Raw genomic sequence first — 17,082 nt, 5'->3', positions numbered from 1 at the left:
ATCCCGACCACCATCAGGGCAGAACTCAGCCCGGAAGCGGCGCGGCCACGCTTCAGCCCCCGCCGCAGCCGTCGGTTGTTGCTCATGACCCCTCCAGAGAGCCGCCTCGGATACACCCGGAGCTGCTTGCGAGTTACGCACCGTTAGCTCGTGGGCGATTCATAGCGTATTAGAGCGATTCGTCGAATAAGGAGGGTTCTAGCTGTATCTAGGCAGATTTCAGACAAAGTGGATTTTATTTACGATCAACGGCAAAAGCCCCGTCCACCGCTTGCCGGCCAACCCATGCGGGGCCGCTCATCCCAAGGACTTCACGTTCGGCGATGGATCGCCGCCACGACCTGGAAGGTCTGGCCGGGGTACCCGACCGGCGCCGCGGTGGCCGTACCCGTCTGGGCGGCCCAAGCCGGGGCCAGCGCAAGCAAGTTTGTACGCCGGGTGCGTGGAACACCGCCGGGTACGGCAGGCCCGGGGCCGCCCGAAGATGAGCCTTGCGCACCAGGTACCGGTGCGCATCAACGAGACCCTCAGCCGCTGCGGGCCGCAGAGGCCGCCGGGCAGATGCTTCTAGCAGTGGCTAGCCTTCGTAACCTGGATCCGCCAGACTGCGCGGTATGGGTGATCGTTCGCGCCGGTCGGCGTGGGTCGGAGTGCTCGTCATCGGGCTGATCCTCTATGTAGCGGTGCTGCGGACCCTGGTCAGCACGCAAAATCCGAACTTCGTGCCGGCACTGATCCTGCTCGGGGCGACGCTGGTTCCGCTGACGTTCCTGACGTTCGCGCAGGCACGTACCGGGCGGTGGCAGGTGCCGGCGTCGGTGCTGGTGACGTCCGCGTTCTTCGGTGGTGTGATCGGCACGGTGGTCGCCGGCACGCTGGAGTACGACACCCTGCGTGGGCTCGGCACGCTGCCCATGCTGTTCGTGGCACTGATCGAGGAGTCGGCGAAGCTGATCGTCCCGGTGGTGCTGCTGTTCACGGTCGTGGCTCAGCATCGTCGTCGGGTGCCCTCCGACGGGCTGATCATCGGCGTCGCCGCCGGCATGGGGTTCGCCGCGCTGGAGACGATGGGTTACGCCTTCACGGCTCTGCTGAGCTCGCAGGGCAACATCGGCGCGGTGGAGCAGACCCTGTTCATCCGCGGTCTGACCGCGCCCGCCGGCCACACCGCCTGGACCGGGCTCACCGCCGGCGCGCTGTGGGCGCTGTTGGCCAGCCCGAGCGTCCGCCGGCTGTTCGGGTTCATCGGCACGTTCCTGGGTGTCGTCGTCCTGCACACCCTCTGGGACACGTTCTCCGGCTCACTGGTCTTCATCGTGTTGGCGATCGTCAGCATCGGCTGGCTGTTCTGGGAGCTGCACCGCTACCGGACTTTCAGCGACCATCGCATCGGCCAGCTCCAGCCGAACTGACCACCGCCATACACCATGCCCTCCCTGGCCTGCTCGAAAAGGCCAGGGGAGGCGCGACTCTTTGTGATCCCGCTGCGACCGGGTCGGCATCTCATCTAACGTCAGAGTGTTCATATTTGATGAGATTGGTCGGGAAGGTGCGCCGATGGGGGTGCGGAGCTGGATCGAGGGCTGGCCGGTCTACCGCCAGCTCACCGGCACCGACCCGCTCGGCCGGGGCGCCGCGGCGAAGTCCGACGGATCCCGGGCGCTCACCGCCCGCACGGAAACCGCCGACTCAGTGGCCCGGTCCGTCTGCCCGTACTGCGCGGTGGGTTGTGGCCAGCGGGTGTTCGTCAAGGACGGGCAGGTCAGTCAGATCGAGGGCGACCCGGACAGCCCGATCTCGCGGGGTCGGCTCTGTCCGAAGGGCTCGGCCAGTAAGAGTCTGGTGACCAGCCCGCTGCGGCAGACGAAGATCCGTTACCGCCGGCCGTACGGCACCGAGTGGGAGGACCTCGACCTCGACACGGCGCTCAACATGATCGCCGACCGGGTCCTGGCCGCCCGGGACGAAACCTGGGAGGACGTCGACGACGAGGGTCGGCCGCTCAACCGGACGCTGGGCATCTCCAGCCTGGGTGGGGCGACGCTGGACAACGAGGAGAACTACCTCATCAAGAAGTTGTTCACCGCGATGGGGGCGCTCCAGATCGAGAACCAGGCCCGTATTTGACACTCCTCCACCGTCCCCGGTCTGGGGACCAGCTTCGGCCGTGGGGGCGCCACCCAGTACCAGCAGGACCTGTCGAACTCCGACATGATCGTCATTCAGGGTTCGAACATGGCCGAGGCGCACCCGGTGGGCTTCCAGTGGGTGATGGAGGCCAAGCGCCGCGGCGCGAAGGTCTTCCACGTCGACCCGAGGTTCACCCGCACCAGCGCGGTGGCGGACGCGTACCTGCCGATCCGGGCAGGCACCGACATCGCCCTGCTCGGTGGCGTGATCCGCTACATCCTGGACAACGAGCTCGACTTCCGGGAGTACGTGGTCTCGTACACCAACGCGGCGACCATCGTGACCGAGGAGTACGCCGACACCGAGGACCTGCACGGGCTCTTCTCCGGCTTCAAGATCGAGAACGCCAGCTATGACCAGGCCAGTTGGCGGTACGCGGGCAACGGGCAGAACGTGACGACCCGCGACACCGAGACCCAGCGGGAGACCGCGGCCGGGCTGGAGCACGAGTCGCACGGCGCGCCGGTCGACGGCGACACCGAACGCGACGAGACGTTGCAGCACCCGCGCTGCGTCTACCAGATCCTCAAGCGGCACTACGCCCGCTACACACCGGAGATGGTCGAGCGGGTCTGTGGCATCGCGCAGGACAAGTTCCTGGAGCTGGCCCAGGCGTGGACGCGGAACTCCGGCCGGGAACGGACCAGCATGCTCGTCTACTCGGTCGGGTGGACGCAGCACAGTGTGGGTGTGCAGTACATCCGCACCGGCGCGATCATCCAGCTGTTGCTCGGCAACATGGGTCGCCCGGGTGGCGGGGTCATGGCACTGCGCGGGCACGCCAGCATCCAGGGCTCCACCGACATCCCGACGTTGTTCAACCTGCTGCCCGGCTACCTGCCGATGCCGCACCACGCCGACCACCCGACCTTCGACGAGTGGGTGGACAGCATCCGGCACCCGGGCCAGAAGGGCTTCTGGGGTAACGCCCGCGCCTACGGCGTCAACCTGCTCAAGGCGTACTGGGGTGATGCCGCCACCGCCGACAACGACTACTGCTACGGCTACATGCCGCGGATGACCGGTGATCACGGCACCTACCAGCAGGTGCTCGACATGATCGACGGCAAGATCAAGGGCTACTTCCTGCTCGGCCAGAACCCGGCCGTCGGCTCGGCGCACGGTCGTGCGCAGCGGCTCGGGATGGCCAACCTGGACTGGTTGGTGGTCCGGGACCTGTTCATGATTGAGAGCGCGACGTTCTGGCAGACCGCGCCCGAGATCGAGACCGGTGAGATCGTGCCGGAGGAGTGCCGAACGGAGGTGTTCTTCCTGCCCGCCGCCTCGCACGTGGAGAAGGAGGGGACCTTCACCCAGACCCAACGTCTGTTGCAGTGGCGGGAGAAGGCCGTCGAGCCGCCAGGCGACGCCCGCTCCGAACTGTGGTTCTTCTACCACCTCGGGCGCGTCATCCGGGAACGGTTGGCGACGTCGACCGTGTCCCGCGACCGCGCGTTGCTCGACCTGGCCTGGGACTACCCCACGCACGGTCCGCACGCGGAGCCGAGCGCCGAGTCGGTGCTGCGCGAGATCAACGGGTACGAGGTGGCGACCGGTCGGCCACTGTCGTCCTTCACCGAGCTGAAGGACGACGGCTCCACCGTCTGCGGATGCTGGATCTACAGCGGGGTGTACGCGGACGGCGTCAACCAGGCCGCTCGCCGCAAACCCGCCAGCGAGCAGTCCATGGTCGCCCTGGAGTGGGGCTGGGCCTGGCCGGCAAACCGGCGCATCCTCTACAACCGTGCCTCCGCCGACCCCGACGGCAACCCGTGGAGCGAGCGGAAGAAGTACGTCTGGTGGGACCCGGACAAGGGCGAGTGGACCGGCTACGACGTGCCGGACTTCGAGAAGAACAAGCCGCCGTCCTACCGACCGGGCCCGGACGCCTCGGGCGTGGCGGGCATTGCCGGCGACGACCCGTTCATCCTTCAGGGCGACGGCAAGGGCTGGTTGTACGCGCCCACCGGCGTGCTCGACGGGCCGATGCCCACCCACTACGAGCCCGTCGAGTCACCGGTGCGCAACCCGCTCTACCGGCAGCAGTCCAATCCGACCCGCAAGGTCTACACACACCCGATCAACACGCTCAACCCGAGCCCACCGGAGCCGCACAGCCAGGTGTTCCCGTACATCTTCACGGTCAGCCGGCTCACCGAGCACCACACCGCCGGCGCGATGAGCCGCAACGTGTCGCCCCTGGCCGAGCTGCAACCAGAGATGTTCGTCGAGGTGTCGCCGGAGCTGGCGGCGGAACGTGGCCTCAACCACCTGGGCTGGACGCACCTGATCACCACCCGCGCGGCCATCGAGGCGCGTGTGCTGGTGACCGACCGGCTGACCCCGCTGCGGGTCGACAACCGCATCATCCACCAGCTCTGGCTGCCGTACCACTTCGGCCCGGAGGGCCTGGTGACCGGTGACTCGGCCAACGACCTGTTCGGTATCAGCCTCGACCCGAACGTCCTGATCCAGGAGAGCAAGGTCGGCACCTGCGACGTGCGGCCCGGTCGGCGCCCGAGAGGACTGGCACTACTGGAACTCCTCGTCGACTACCGGCGGCGGTCCGGGGACCTCAGCCCGCACTATCCGCCGCAGGTCACGACCGACGACCCCGACAGCGGCCACGACCAGGAGGTCTGACCGATGCCACATGCCAACGCCCTGTACGGCCCGCTGGACCCGGCGCCCGACGCCGGTTACGTGGACGCGCCGCCGCGGATGGGGTTCTTCACCGACACCAGCGTCTGCATCGGCTGTAAGGCTTGTGAGGTGGCGTGCAAGGAGTGGAACGGCGTCCCGCAGAGCGGCCTCGACCTGCTCGGCATGTCGTACGACAACACCGGCGCGTTGACCGCGAACTCGTGGCGGCACGTGGCGTTCATAGAGCAGCCCCGTCCTTCCGGCTGGTCCACCCCCGCGTTCGCGGAGAACCCGGACGGGCCTGCGGTCAGCCCGGCGACCGCGGCGGTCGGCGCGCGTACCAGCACCGACACCGGGACGACCCCGGGCCTGCCGAGCGGCTCGCCAGCGGCGGCAGCACGAATGTCGGGTGGGCCGGAATTCCTCGGGATGCCGGGTGCGCAGCCGCCGGGTCGGGGCACCGGCGCGGAGGGGCGTAGTGATTTCCGTTGGTTGATGATGTCCGACGTGTGCAAGCACTGCACGCATGCGGCGTGCCTGGATGTCTGCCCGACGGGTTCGTTGTTCCGGACGGAGTTCGGGACGGTGGTGGTGCAGGAGGACATCTGCAATGGGTGTGGTTACTGCATCTCGGCCTGTCCTTATGGTGTGATTGATCAGCGTAAGGATGATGGGCGGGCGTGGAAGTGCACGCTGTGCTACGACCGGCTTGGCGCGGGGATGACTCCGGCGTGTGCGCAGGCGTGTCCGACCGAGTCGATTCAGTACGGGGCTTTGGACGAGTTGCGGGAGCGGGCTGCCGCGCGGGTCGAGACGCTGCACGAGCGGGGGGTCCCCGAGGCGCGGTTGTACGGGCATGACCCGAATGATGGGGTGGGCGGTGACGGTGCGTTCTTCCTGCTCCTCGACGAGCCCGAGGTGTACGGCCTGCCACCGGATCCGATTGTGACCACGCGGGACCTGCCGGCCATGTGGAAGCGCGCGGGCCTGGCGGCGATGACGATGGCCGTCGCCACGGCGGTCGCGTTCCTGGGTAGGCGGCAATGACTGACGCGACGCCATCGAACGAGCCGGTCGGCGCCCGGTTCCGCGAGTTTCAGGCCAGCGTCGACCAGCCTGACGGGAAGCGCCACCGACGGCGTGGCAGGCGGGGCGGCGACGGCGGCGAGCAGCTCACCGTGCCGCCGGCCGACTTCGCCTCCTACTACGGCCGGCCGGTCCTCAAACCGCCCGTGTGGAAGCACGACATCGCCGGCTACCTGTTCACCGGGGGCCTCGCCGCCGGAAGCGCGCTGATCGGCGCGGGCGCCCAACTGACCGGACGACCCGGGCTGCGCAAGGTGAGCCGCTGGGCCGCCCTCGGCGGCGTCGCCGCCAGCACGTACCTGCTGGTCCACGACCTCGGGCGGCCGACCCGGTTCCACCACATGCTCCGGGTAGCCAAGCTGACCTCGCCGATGTCGGTCGGCACCTGGATCCTCGCCGCGTTCGGGCCGCTGGCCGGCGTGGCGGCGATCGCCGAACTAGCGCCACTGCTTCCGCAGCACGGTGCGCTCGGCCTCGCCCGCCGGATCGCACCGCCCATCGGCAGCGTCGCCGGCCTGGCCGCGGCGGCCACCGCGCCGGCGCTGGCCACGTACACCGGGGTGCTGCTCGCCGACACGGCCGTACCGTCCTGGCACGACGCGTACCCGTCGCTGCCGTTCGTCTTTGCCGGCAGCGCGCTCGCCGCCGCGTCCGGGGTCGGACTGATCGCGGCACCGGCCGCGGAGACCGCCCCACTGCGACGACTCGTCCTGGCCGCCGCGGCCATCGAGTTGGGCGGAGGGCACCAGCTGGAGCGGCAGGGACTGACGGCCGAGCCCTACAGGCACGGACGCAGCGGCCGGTTGGTCAAGGCGGGGCGCGCCCTGCTCGCCGTGGGCACCGCCGCGGCGCTGGTCAGCCGAGGAAGCCGAGTCCTGTCGACGATCTCCGGCGTGGCCCTCGTGGCATCGTCCGTCGCCACCCGGTTCGGCGTCTTCGAGGCCGGAAGGGTGTCGGCACGCGATCCGAAGTACACGGTCGTGCCACAACGGGAGCGGCTCGACGACGCTCGCGTCAGCCGGTGAACAGCTTCGCGGCGGTGATGGCGGTCTGGACGATGCCGTACCCGAGGAGCACCGCGACGAGCAGCCACGACAACCAGAGCCGCCCAGTCTGGCTACCGACGTGCTGCGGCACCGGAGGGTTGCTCTGCGGGCCGAGGGCGACCGGCTCGGTGACACTGGCCTTCGCCACGGGCGACGTCGGCCCCCGGTCCGGCTCGTGGAATCGGTCGGGCACGGGACGGACCAGTAGGTTCGCGATGAAGCCGATGGCCAGGATGCCGACCATGGTGAACAGCGCGGGCCGGTACGCCGACGCGGTGAGAGTGCCGGGCTTGCCCTGCGAGTCGAGGATCCCGTTGACGATCAGCGGGCCGGCGACACCCGCGGCCGACCAGGCGGTCAGGATCCGGCCGTGGATCGCGCCGACCTGGAAGGTGCCGAACAGGTCACGCAGGTAGGCGGGCATGGTGGCGAAGCCACCGCCGTAGAAGGAGATGATCGCCGCAGCGATCAGCACGAAGACCGCGGTCGCGGAGTGGCCGGCCACGGCGAGCAGCACGTACAGCACCATGCCGACACCGAGGTAGACCATGTAGATGGGCTTGCGGCCGATGAGGTCGGACGTCGTCGACCAGACGAACCGCCCGGCCATGTTGAACAGCGACAGCACACCCACGAAACCAGCCGCGGCCGACACGGAGACGGCGGTGGATCCGTTGTCCCGGAAGAAGTCCTGGATCATCGGGCTGGCCTGCTCCAGGATGCCGATGCCCGCGGTGACGTTGCAGAACAGCACGATCCACAGCAGCCAGAACGACCGGGTACGCACGGCGTTCGTGGCGGACACGCTCGCCTTCGTCACCAGAGGTCGACTGGCAACGGTCGCGGGGTCGAATCCGGCGGGCCGCCAGTCCGGTGCCGGAACCCGGACGTTGAACGGGCCGAACATCATGATCACGAAGTAGCCGATGCCGAACGTGACGAAGAGCCCCACGAGGGCACGTCCCGACGCCACGGCGGCAGGGTTGGCGGGGTTGTAGCCGGAGTCGTAGAGGGAGAGCAGCTGGCGTGCGAGCGGGCCGGCGACCAGCGCGCCGCCGCCGAACCCCATGATGGCCAACCCGGTGGCGAGACCCGGCCGGTCCGGGAACCACTTGATCAGGGTGGAGACGGGCGAGATGTAGCCGATGCCGAGCCCGATGCCGCCGATGACGCCGTATCCGAGGTAGAGGAGCCAGAGTTGTTGGGTCGCGATGCCGAGCGCGCCGACCAGGAACCCGACGGCCCAGAAGCAGGCGGAGACGAACATCGCCCGACGTGGTCCGTTCCGCTCCACCCACCGGCCACCCACGGCCGCGGACGAGCCCAGCATGACGATGGCGATACTGAAGATGGCCCCGATCGCCGTCTGGCTGGTGTCGAAGTGCGCGATGAGGGAGTTCTTGTAGACGCTCGTCGCGTAGACCTGGCCGATGCACACGTGCACGGCCAGTGCCGCGGTCGGGATGAGCCAGCGGCTGTATCCCGGTGGAGCGACAGTGTGCCGAGGATCGAATACCGAGAGCATGGGCATCGTCCGCTCCTCCTGCGGCTGAGTACGCCGGCGGCGGTGCGGAGCTGTCCGTCCCGACAGTTGGCCGAGCGGCGCCGCCACGGTGGCGGCCCGGCCCGCGTCTGGCTGTAGGCCGTTGACCGGCTGCTTCTCACGTTACGTGGCAACGGGTTCGCGCCTTGTAGTTACCGGAAAACGCGGGGACGAAGACGTCGGCTCGTCCCCCGGCGGAGGGGTCAGGGGTTCGCTCGCGCCCTTTGCTCTGCTTCAACCGAGGCAACACTCGCGGCCCGAAACCGTTGCCTGGGTTGAAGCAGAGCAAAGGCGGCGACAGAGGGTGCCCTCGCCGGTCCGCCAGTCCGCCGGTCCGCCGGTCCGCCGGTCCGCCGGTGGACGCAGAACGGGGGCGGGCCAACCGGCCCGCCCCCGACTGCTGTCGTACAGCTCAGTGGATCGCGGCCTTCTCGGCCGCCTCCTCCTGGGCGCGTCGTTCGTCCCCGCTGAGGGTGTGCAGCGGCTTCTCCTTGATGAACAGCACGACGATCAGCGCGAGCAGCGCGATCGGCGCGCCGACCAGGAAAAGGTCGGCGGTGGCGGTGCCGTACACGTCCTGCACGATGCGGAGCACCGGCTCCGGCAGGGTGGACAGGTCGGGCACCTCAGCGGAGCCGCCGCCGGCCGTCGCCGCCGGGCCCAGTCGCTCGGCCGTCATCGAGGTCACCCGGCTCGCCAGGACCGCGCCGAGGGCACTGACCCCGATCGCGCCGCCCATGCTGCGGAAGAACGTCAGCACGGAGGTGGTGGCGCCGAGCTCGTGGGCCGGCACGTCGTTCTGCGCGGCGAGCACGAGATTCTGCATGAGCATGCCGACGCCGACGCCCAGCACGGCCATGTAGATCGACAGGACGACGACGCTGGTGTTGGCGTCGATGGTGCCCAGGAGCAGCATTCCGACGGTCATCACCGCGGCGCCGGCCACCAGGTAGGCCTTCCACCGGCCGTACTTCGTGATGAGCTGGCCGGCCACCGTCGACGAGACGAGCAGACCGAAGATCATCGGAAGGCTCATGAGGCCCGCGACGGTGGGCGACTTGCCCAGCGAGATCTGGAAGTACTGGGACAGGAAGACGGTGCCGCCGAACATCGCGACACCGACCAGCACGCTGGCGACCGTGGCCAGCGAGACGGTGCGGTTGCGGAAGATGTCCAGCGGAACGATCGGCTCGGCCGCCCGCGACTCGACGACCACGGCCAGCGCCAGCAGGACCAGACCGCCGATGACCATGAGGGCCGTCCAGCCGGAGGCCCAGTCGAACTTGTTGCCGGCCAGGGACGACCAGATCAGCAGCGTGGAGACGCCCGAGGTGATGAGCAGCGCTCCAAGCCAGTCGATCCTGGCCTTGCGGCGGACGACCGGCAGGTGCAGGGTGCGCTGCAGCAGGGCGATGGAGATGATGCTGAACGGGACCCCGATCAGGAAGCACCACCGCCAGCCCAGCCACGACGTGTCGACGAGCAGGCCACCGATCAGCGGACCGGCGATGGTGCCGACACCGAAGACCGCGCCGAAGATACCGGCGTAGCGGCCCAGCTCACGCGGCGGGATCATCGCCGCCATGACGATCGTGGCCAGTGCCGTCATGCCGCCGGCGCCGATGCCCTGGACCACGCGGCTGAGCAGCAGCACCTCGACGTTCGGGGTGAAGCCCGCGATGAGTGAACCCACCACGAACAGCCCCAGCGACAGTTGGATCAGCAGCTTCTTGCTGTACAGGTCGGCCATCTTGCCCCACAGCGGCACCGTCGCCGTCATGGCGAGCAGTTCGCTGGTGACGATCCAGGTGTAGACGGTCTGGCTGCCGTTCAGATCGGCGATGATCCGCGGCAGCGCGTTCGCGACCACCGTGGAGGCGAGGATGGACACGAACATGCCGACCATCAGGCCGGAGAGGGCCTGGAGAACCTCCCGACGCGACATGCGCGTGCCGACGTCGGCGGTGTCGGCGGGCGGGACGGTTGTGGTCATTGACGCTCCCTTGTCGGGGTTTCAGCGGAGTGGTTGGCCCCGGAGCTGATGCAACGGGGCGGGGACTGGCGAATCAGGAGGGGTGTGGCGGATCCGGCAGGCCGGCGGCGACCGCGGCGAACGCCTCGTCCACGAAGTCGCGCAGAGGCCGGGTGTCGTCGCCGGCCGCCCAGCGCAGCATCGCGGTGCGGAAGGCGGCACTGGAAACAGCGGTGATCAGCGGCGGGTGGCAGTGGTCGGGGCCCACGCCCAGGCGGGTGGCGATGACCGTGACCATGGCCCGCTCGGTCGCGATGTTGCCGGCTATCAGTCGGGGCAGCAGCGTCGGGTTCTGGGCGATGACCGCCAGCCGCAGCCGCCACAACTCCCGGTCGGCCTGAATCGCGTCGATCGCCTCGTCGAGGGCGAGCCGGACGGCCTGCAACGCCGGCACCTGTGGAGGGGCGGCCGCCAGACGCGCCACGACCGGGTTGCCGTCGAGCGCCGGGTCGTCGGTGAGCGCCTCGTCCTTGCAGGCGAAGTAGTTGAAGAAGGTACGCGAGGAGACGTCCGCCGCTTCGCTGATCTCCTCCACCGTCACGTGCTCCAGGCCGCGTTCGGCGACCAGCCGCAGCGCGGCGGCGGTCAGCGCGGCCCGCGTCAGCCGCTTCTTGCGGTCCCGACGCCCGGTGGCAGCTTGGTCGGTGTCGATCACGCGGGCGAGGCTAGGGTCAAACTTGCGGAGGCTGCAAGTTTTTAGTCTGTGAAGTGATTTTCCTGACCGCGCTGCTAGGCGGCCACCGACGGGTCCGGTCGTTCGGTGCGGGGCACGGCGCCGGTGGTCTCCAGGATGAGCCCGGCCACCAGGTCCGGGTCGTCGCTCATCGGCACGTGCCCGCAACGGGGCAGCGTCACGACCCGGGCTGCCGGCAGGCCGGCCCGGACGCGCTCGGCCTGGTGGACGCCGAAGATGCGGTCGCGGTCGCCCCAGCCGACGGTCACCGGCACCGTCGCGTCGGACAACCGGAGGCAGTCGAAGCGGTAGTGGCGGGCGGCTCGGGCCACGGCGTTGAAACCGAGCCCGCGCCGCAGGGCGAGCGCGTCACCCAGCGCGCGGTCGACGTCCAACAGCGTCGGGCGGGCCATCAGCGGCGCGAAGCACAACGCCCGCAGGTACGCCGAGCGCAGCGCGACCCGCATGATCGGAGTGGGCAGGTACGAGTTGGCCCGCAACATCCTGAGGATGGCCAGTGCCCGCCGGCGCTCCGCCGGGGTGAAGAACCCGGCGGGGGAGAAGGCGGTGGCCGAAGCGACCGCCCCGGTGGCGGCAAGCTCCAGGCCGATCGCCCCACCGAGGCTGTATCCGGCGACGTGCGGACGCTCCAGCCCCCACTCGGCCAGGACCGGCAGGACCGAGGCAACGGTGGCGGCCATGTCAGCGGGCATGCCGGTGCCGGGCACCGGGGAATTCCCGAAGCCGGGCAGGTCTAGCGCGATCACGTCGTGGTGGGCGGTGAGCCGGTCGAACACCGGCTCCCATGCCTCGTGACGGTGACCGATGCCGTGGATGAGCACGAGCGGCTCGCCGCTGCCCGCGCGACGGAAGTGAACGGTCATGACTGATCTCCCACCGACGTCCTGCCGAAGGAACGCCCGAGCTGGCGTACCTCGTCCTCCATCTGACCGACCATGGTCTGGCCGCCGAACCGCGTGATCAACGAGTCCGAGAAACCGCTCAGCACCACCGGGCGCAGCGCCTGCACCATGGCCAGCGACCGTGGCACGTACACCTTGCGCTTGCGCCGCTCGATGCCGCGGAGCAGGGCCTCGACGCACTGCTCGACAGGCACGACGGTGGAGAGCGGCCACGGCAGCCGGCGCAGCGCGGTGCGGAACGACGGCAGGTCGTCACGGATGTCGCGGACCAGGTCGGTGTCGATCCAGATCGGGTGCGCGGTGCCGACGGTGACGCCGGCCGGGCGGGTCTCCAGGCGCAGTACGTTGGCGAACTGCTCCACGCCCGCCTTCGACGCACAGTAGGCAGCCATGCCGGGCATCGCCGTGAAGGCGGCCGCCGACGAGACGATCATTACGTGGCCACGAGCGGCGATGACGTGGGGCAGCGCCGCGCTGACCGTGCGGATCGCGCCGCAGAGGTTCACCTCGACGGTACGGACCAACGCGTCGACCGGTCCGACGGCGACGGTACCGAGGTTGGCGATACCGGCGTTCGCGACGACCACGTCGATACCGCCGAAACGGTCCACCGTGGAGGCCACCGCGGCCTCCAGCGCCGCCTGGTCCGTGACGTCGCACTCGTGCCAGTGCGCGTCGAGGTCGGCACCGAGCTGTTTGAGCAACTCGGCTTCCAGGCCCACGAGGGCAACCTGGGCCCCGCGGGCGACGGCCTCGCGGGCCAGTTGCGCCCCGATGCCGCGCGCCGCGCCGGTGATGAGCACCGTCTTGCCCGCCAGGTCATACCGCATCGGCGTGCTCCCGTTCTGTCTCGTTAGGGGTGTTACCGGTCGTCGCCACCCGGTAGTCGGCCGGGCGGAACCGGCGCAGCCGCAGCCGGAAGCTCGTGGCGAAACCCGGCCAGATGGTGGTGTTACGGCCGGTGGCGTCGAGGTACCAGCTCTGACAGCCGGTCGCCCACACGGTGCCGGTCATCTTCTGATCGATCTGTTCGGTCCAGCGCCGCTGGGCATCACCGGTGGGCTCGATGGCCTGGATGTCCTTGGCCCGCATGTGTCGCAGCGCCGCGACCACCAGGCGCAACTGCGCCTCGATCATCAGCACCACGGAGGTGTGCCCCAGCCCGGTGTTCGGGCCGAGGAGAAAGAACAGGTTGGGGAAGCCGGCGATGGTGGTGCCCCGGTACGCGTGCATGCTCGGGGTCCACGCCTCGCCCAGGCTGCGCCCGCCCCGGCCGTGGATGCGCCGCACGACGGGGGAGTCGGTGACGTGGAAGCCGGTGCCGAAGATGATGGTGTCCGCCGGGTGGTGTACGCCGTCGGCAGTCAGCAGGCCATCCGGCACGATCCGGGCGATGCCGGCGGTGACCACGTCGACGTTCGGCTGGGCGAGCGACGGCCAGTAGTCGTTGGAGATCAGGACCCGCTTGCAGCCCATCGCGTACCGCGGGGTGAGCTTGTCCCGCAGGTGCGGGTCGGTGACCTGACGCCGCAGCGTACGCAGGGACAGGCGCGAGGCGAGGCGGTTGACCGCCGGGTGCAGGAAGCCCAGGCCCATGCTCTCGCGTACCAGATAGAGCCCTGCCCGGACGGCCCGCTGCGCCCCGGGAACCGTGCGGAACGCGGCCTTCTCGACCCGACTGATCCGGCGCGACAGCCGCGGCATGATCCAGGCGGGGGTGCGCTGGAAGAGCGCCAGCTTCTCGACCGTCGGCTGGATCTGTGGCACGAGTTGGACCGCCGAGGCGCCGGTGCCGATCACCGCGACGCGGCGTCCGGTCAGGTCGTGGTCGTGCCGCCAACGGGCGGAGTGGAAGACCGTGCCGGCGAACTCGTCGATCCCGGGCAGGTCGGGGATGGCGGGGTCGCTGAGCGGGCCGGCGGCGCAGATCAGGACCCGGGCGGTGTGGTCGCCGCCGGAGGTGCGCAGCAGCCAGCGTTGGCGCTGGTCGTCCCAGCGTGCCTCCAGCACCTCGTGGCGCATCCGCAACTTCGGGCGTATGCCGAAGCGGTCGACACAGCCGCGCAGGTAGTCCCAGATTTCCGCCTGACCGGAGAAGGTGTTCGACCAGCGGGGGTTGGGAGCGAAGGAGAACGAGTAGAGGTGCGACGGGACGTCGCAGGCGCAGCCGGGGTAGCTGTTGTCACGCCAGGTACCGCCGACGTCCTCACCCCGGTCGAAGACGAGGAAGTCGGTGAAACCGGCCCGCTGTAGGCGGATGGCGGCGCCCAGGCCTCCGAAGCCGGCGCCGATGATGGCAACGTCTGTCTCCATTCACTCCTCCGTGAGCTCGGGTGCGGCAGTCGGATCGGCCACGGGCGGCCAGGGTGGATCGCCCACGCCGGTGATTCGTACGCCGCCCCACGGATCGACCTCGGCCAGCCGGGCGGGTCGGACGCGGTCGGCGATGCGCAACTCGACGTCGCGCCGACCGGAGCGCAGTAGGCGGGCCACCCGTGGCTCGGGCTCGATCCGCCCACCCCAGTGGTAGCGGCCGTCGACCGGCTCCCACCGCCCGCTGAGGTGCACCCGGACCGAGGTGCCCTCGACGCCCGCCGGGCCGTGGTAGCTCACGGCACGATCCGCTCGTGGGCGCGGGTCAGCTCGCGCGGCAGGTCGGCGCTGGCCCGCACCCCCTCGATTCCACTCCACAGCAGAGCGGTCAGGTAGTCGGTGAGGGCGGCCCGGCCGATCGGCTGGCCGTGCGTGGTCCACCAGTCGCCGACCGCCTGCACGAAGCCCACCAGGCCGTACGCCCATGGCTCCGCGGGGCCGGCGTCCAGGCCCAGTGAACGCAGCCGGTCGCCGATCACCCGGGCGAGCCCGGCGGCCACCTGCCGGCTGGTCCCGGCGACGACCTGGTGGATGCCGGGTTGACCGGACTGGCGCATCAGGAACCGGTAGAGCGTGGGCTGTGATTCGATCACGCGGAGGTACGCGTCGATCGTCGCCTCGACGAGGGCGCGTTCCTCGCGGACCTGCTCGATCGCGGGCGCGATGGCGTCGACGACCCGGGCGGCCACCACCTCGCTCACCGCGACCCAGAGTTCCGACTTGTCGGCGAAGTAGCGGTAGAGAACCGGCTTGCTGACGCCAGCGGTGGCGGCCACCTGGTCCATGTCGACCTCCGGCCCGTGCCGCAGCAACGCCTGCACGGCGGCGCCGATCAGTGCCTGCCTGCGCTGCTCACGATGGCCGGCCCAGCGGTCCCGGCGGCCGTTGCCCGTCGCCTTCCGACCGCCGTCGGGGGACGCGGCCGGCGGGTCGGATCCATTGACATCCTTGCGCGGCGATTGCATGCTACTACTCGTAACAGTTACCAGACGTCACGTCAATATGGAGGAACCATGGAGACGGCGGACCCCGAGGGCGCTGCGGTCGCCGAGCGACTGCTCGCGTCGTCACTGCGCACCAGCTACGACCCCACCGTCGAGATCGACTGGGACGCCCCGCACACTCCGGGCGCCTACTGGCTCCCGCCGCACCGCAGCAGCCTCTACGGCACGTCGCTGTGGGAGCAGCTCAGTGAGGAGCAGCGCGTCGAGCTCACCAAGCACGAGGTGGCCAGCGCGGCCAGCGCCGGGCTGTGGTTCGAGACGATCCTCATGCAGATGCTCATCCGGGAGTACTACGGCGCCGACCCGACGAGTCGGCAGGCCCAGTACGCGCTGACCGAGGTCGCCGACGAGTGCCGGCACTCCATCATGTTCGGCCGGCTGATCGAGGCGATGGGCTGCCCGGTCTACCGGGCGAGCACGGTGGACCACCACCTCGGGCGTTTCCTCAAGGCCACCGCGAGCGGCCCCCGCATGTACGCCGCGATCCTCATCGCCGAGGAGATCCTCGACGCGTTCCAGCGCGAGATCATGGCAGACGAGTCGCTCCAACCCCTCATCCGGATGGTCTCCCGCATCCATGTGGTGGAAGAGGCGCGACACGTCCGATTCGCCCGCGAGGAACTGGCCACCGCGGTCGCGGACACCGGCCCGGTGGGTATGGAGTACGCCCGACTGTTGGTCGGTCGTGCCGCCTACACGATCGCGAACCGCCTGGTCCATCCCGACGCGTACGCGGCAGTGGGTATCCCACCGGCGGTCGGCCGGGCCGCTGCCCGCGCCAACCCGCACTGGCGCGCCACCCTGCGCTGGTCGGCGGCGCGGGTGTACGCCAACCTGGCGGACGTTGGCCTGGTGGCCGGGCCGGGGCGTCTGCTGTGGGCGCGGGCCGGGCTGATCTGACCCGGCCGTCAGGCTCGTTCGACCCGCGCCTGCTGGTGATCGGTCAGCCGCAGCCCCACACCTCGAACGACATCGATGGTGGCGCCGGTGCCGAGGTCGTTGAGCTTGCGGCGTAGCCGCTTCACCAGCGACTGCACGTCCGCCTTGCGTTCCCGCCCCTCGTCACCCCACACCGACCGGTGTAACTCCGCGTAGCTCCAGACCCGGGCGGGCTCGGTGATCAGGCAGGTCAGCAGGTCGTGTTCCAGTCGGGTGAGGTCGACTTCGCGGCCCCCGCAGCGTGCGCTGGACCGGGCCGAATCGATCACCAGGGCGGCAGCGGGCGCCGGCTCGGCCGGGGCGGCGGCCACCTGCTGCGGAGCAGCGATCAGTCGGCGTAGCTCGTCGAGGTCGGCCACCAGCAGCAGCGGTGCGATGCCGTCGAGGAGCTCCGCGAGCCTGATGCGTTCGGCCGGCGACGGGGTCACCGCGATCAGCAGTGGGAACGGCTCGTCGGCCGGATCACCCCTGTTCAACGTCGCCTCGTCGTCCTCGGCCACAGCACCGCCCGGGATCGATGGGCATCCCTGCCCAGCTCTCGTCATGGTCCTGACAATGATTGGCAAGCGCGCCGCCAGCAGGGCAACCCTTAGCGACAAGTTGCTCACGGCAAGTTCTTGATCGTCCGTT

14 protein-coding genes are annotated in these 17,082 nt (G+C 69.7%); 5 read left to right on the top strand and 9 right to left on the bottom strand.

The annotated features are described in order from the left end of the window. Positions 1-614: 614 nt before the first annotated feature. The 4 genes from PCA76_RS19290 to nrfD all read left to right on the top strand — a co-directional run bounded on the left by PCA76_RS19290 (position 615) and on the right by nrfD (position 6,944). Positions 615-1,412: a PrsW family intramembrane metalloprotease gene (locus PCA76_RS19290; protein ID WP_272611844.1), complete on the top strand. Its 798-nt coding sequence runs from the start codon at positions 615-617 to the stop codon at positions 1,410-1,412. Positions 1,413-1,557: 145 nt separating this feature from the next. Beyond that, positions 1,558-4,833 carry a formate dehydrogenase gene (fdh, locus tag PCA76_RS19285; RefSeq protein ID WP_272611843.1) on the top strand — a complete coding sequence of 1,092 codons (3,276 nt, stop codon included), beginning with the start codon at positions 1,558-1,560 and terminating at the stop codon, positions 4,831-4,833. 3 nt (positions 4,834-4,836) lie between these two features. Then, the gene (locus PCA76_RS19280; protein WP_272611842.1) at positions 4,837-5,880 is read left to right on the top strand and encodes a 4Fe-4S dicluster domain-containing protein; all 1,044 of its coding nucleotides are present in this window, start codon (positions 4,837-4,839) and stop codon (positions 5,878-5,880) included. Further along, positions 5,877-6,944, top strand: coding sequence for an NrfD/PsrC family molybdoenzyme membrane anchor subunit (nrfD, locus tag PCA76_RS19275; protein WP_272611841.1), 1,068 nt, complete (start codon positions 5,877-5,879; stop codon positions 6,942-6,944). The genes PCA76_RS19280 and nrfD overlap by 4 nt, the downstream gene beginning before the upstream one ends. On the opposite strand, the gene PCA76_RS19270 is transcribed toward nrfD, so the two are convergent. The 8 genes from PCA76_RS19270 to PCA76_RS19235 all read right to left on the bottom strand — a co-directional run bounded on the left by PCA76_RS19270 (position 6,934) and on the right by PCA76_RS19235 (position 15,474). Continuing rightward, positions 6,934-8,490, bottom strand: coding sequence for an OFA family MFS transporter (locus PCA76_RS19270; protein ID WP_272619476.1), 1,557 nt, complete (start codon positions 8,488-8,490; stop codon positions 6,934-6,936). The two genes, nrfD and PCA76_RS19270, sit on opposite strands and share 11 nt — an antisense overlap. A 430-nt stretch (positions 8,491-8,920) precedes the next feature. Continuing rightward, positions 8,921-10,501, bottom strand: a complete 1,581-nt coding sequence (locus PCA76_RS19265; RefSeq protein ID WP_272611840.1) for an MDR family MFS transporter — start codon at positions 10,499-10,501, stop codon at positions 8,921-8,923. A 73-nt stretch (positions 10,502-10,574) separates the two neighbouring features. After that, positions 10,575-11,195: an acyl-CoA-like ligand-binding transcription factor gene (locus PCA76_RS19260; protein WP_272611839.1), complete on the bottom strand. Its 621-nt coding sequence runs from the start codon at positions 11,193-11,195 to the stop codon at positions 10,575-10,577. Positions 11,196-11,269: 74 nt separating this feature from the next. Next, entirely contained in the window at positions 11,270-12,097 is an 828-nt protein-coding gene (locus tag PCA76_RS19255; protein ID WP_272611838.1) for an alpha/beta fold hydrolase, read from the bottom strand. After that, a complete protein-coding gene (locus tag PCA76_RS19250) occupies positions 12,094-12,966 on the bottom strand; it encodes an SDR family oxidoreductase (RefSeq protein ID WP_272611837.1) in 873 nt (290 codons plus the stop codon). Before PCA76_RS19250 ends, PCA76_RS19255 begins: the two co-directional genes overlap by 4 nt. After that, positions 12,956-14,449 carry a flavin-containing monooxygenase gene (locus PCA76_RS19245; protein WP_272611836.1) on the bottom strand — a complete coding sequence of 498 codons (1,494 nt, stop codon included), beginning with the start codon at positions 14,447-14,449 and terminating at the stop codon, positions 12,956-12,958. The genes PCA76_RS19250 and PCA76_RS19245 overlap by 11 nt, the downstream gene beginning before the upstream one ends. Then, a complete protein-coding gene (locus PCA76_RS19240) occupies positions 14,450-14,749 on the bottom strand; it encodes a DUF4873 domain-containing protein (RefSeq protein ID WP_272611835.1) in 300 nt (99 codons plus the stop codon). After that, positions 14,746-15,474, bottom strand: a complete 729-nt coding sequence (locus PCA76_RS19235) for a TetR/AcrR family transcriptional regulator (protein ID WP_272611834.1) — start codon at positions 15,472-15,474, stop codon at positions 14,746-14,748. The genes PCA76_RS19240 and PCA76_RS19235 overlap by 4 nt, the downstream gene beginning before the upstream one ends. 48 nt (positions 15,475-15,522) lie before the next feature. Here PCA76_RS19235 and PCA76_RS19230 point away from each other — a divergent pair, with 48 nt between their 5' ends. Next, positions 15,523-16,413: an AurF N-oxygenase family protein gene (locus PCA76_RS19230; protein WP_272611833.1), complete on the top strand. Its 891-nt coding sequence runs from the start codon at positions 15,523-15,525 to the stop codon at positions 16,411-16,413. An 8-nt stretch (positions 16,414-16,421) separates the two neighbouring features. On the opposite strand, the gene PCA76_RS19225 is transcribed toward PCA76_RS19230, so the two are convergent. Then, positions 16,422-16,997 (bottom strand): winged helix-turn-helix domain-containing protein, encoded by a 576-nt coding sequence (locus tag PCA76_RS19225; protein ID WP_272611831.1) that lies wholly within the window; start codon positions 16,995-16,997, stop codon positions 16,422-16,424. Between the last annotated feature and the right edge of the window lie 85 nt (positions 16,998-17,082).

Source organism: Micromonospora sp. LH3U1, assembly GCF_028475105.1.
GTDB lineage: Bacteria > Actinomycetota > Actinomycetes > Mycobacteriales > Micromonosporaceae > Micromonospora.
Note: the sequence above shows the minus strand (reverse complement) of the source record. Positions and strands in the feature narration are given on the sequence as shown.

What these genes read in the sequence shown, in the direction of transcription:
- PCA76_RS19255 (WP_272611838.1), bottom strand. Translation starts at nt 12,097, where the DNA reads ATGACCGTTCACTTCCGTCGCGCGGGCAGCGGCGAGCCGCTCGTGCTC.
- PCA76_RS19245 (WP_272611836.1), bottom strand. Translation starts at nt 14,449, where the DNA reads ATGGAGACAGACGTTGCCATCATCGGCGCCGGCTTCGGAGGCCTGGGC.
- PCA76_RS19265 (WP_272611840.1), bottom strand. Translation starts at nt 10,501, where the DNA reads ATGACCACAACCGTCCCGCCCGCCGACACCGCCGACGTCGGCACGCGC.
- PCA76_RS19235 (WP_272611834.1), bottom strand. Translation starts at nt 15,474, where the DNA reads ATGCAATCGCCGCGCAAGGATGTCAATGGATCCGACCCGCCGGCCGCG.
- PCA76_RS19270 (WP_272619476.1), bottom strand. Translation starts at nt 8,490, where the DNA reads ATGCTCTCGGTATTCGATCCTCGGCACACTGTCGCTCCACCGGGATAC.
- PCA76_RS19280 (WP_272611842.1), top strand. Translation starts at nt 4,837, where the DNA reads ATGCCACATGCCAACGCCCTGTACGGCCCGCTGGACCCGGCGCCCGAC.
- PCA76_RS19250 (WP_272611837.1), bottom strand. Translation starts at nt 12,966, where the DNA reads ATGCGGTATGACCTGGCGGGCAAGACGGTGCTCATCACCGGCGCGGCG.
- nrfD (WP_272611841.1), top strand. Translation starts at nt 5,877, where the DNA reads ATGACTGACGCGACGCCATCGAACGAGCCGGTCGGCGCCCGGTTCCGC.
- PCA76_RS19225 (WP_272611831.1), bottom strand. Translation starts at nt 16,997, where the DNA reads ATGACGAGAGCTGGGCAGGGATGCCCATCGATCCCGGGCGGTGCTGTG.
- PCA76_RS19290 (WP_272611844.1), top strand. Translation starts at nt 615, where the DNA reads ATGGGTGATCGTTCGCGCCGGTCGGCGTGGGTCGGAGTGCTCGTCATC.
- PCA76_RS19230 (WP_272611833.1), top strand. Translation starts at nt 15,523, where the DNA reads ATGGAGACGGCGGACCCCGAGGGCGCTGCGGTCGCCGAGCGACTGCTC.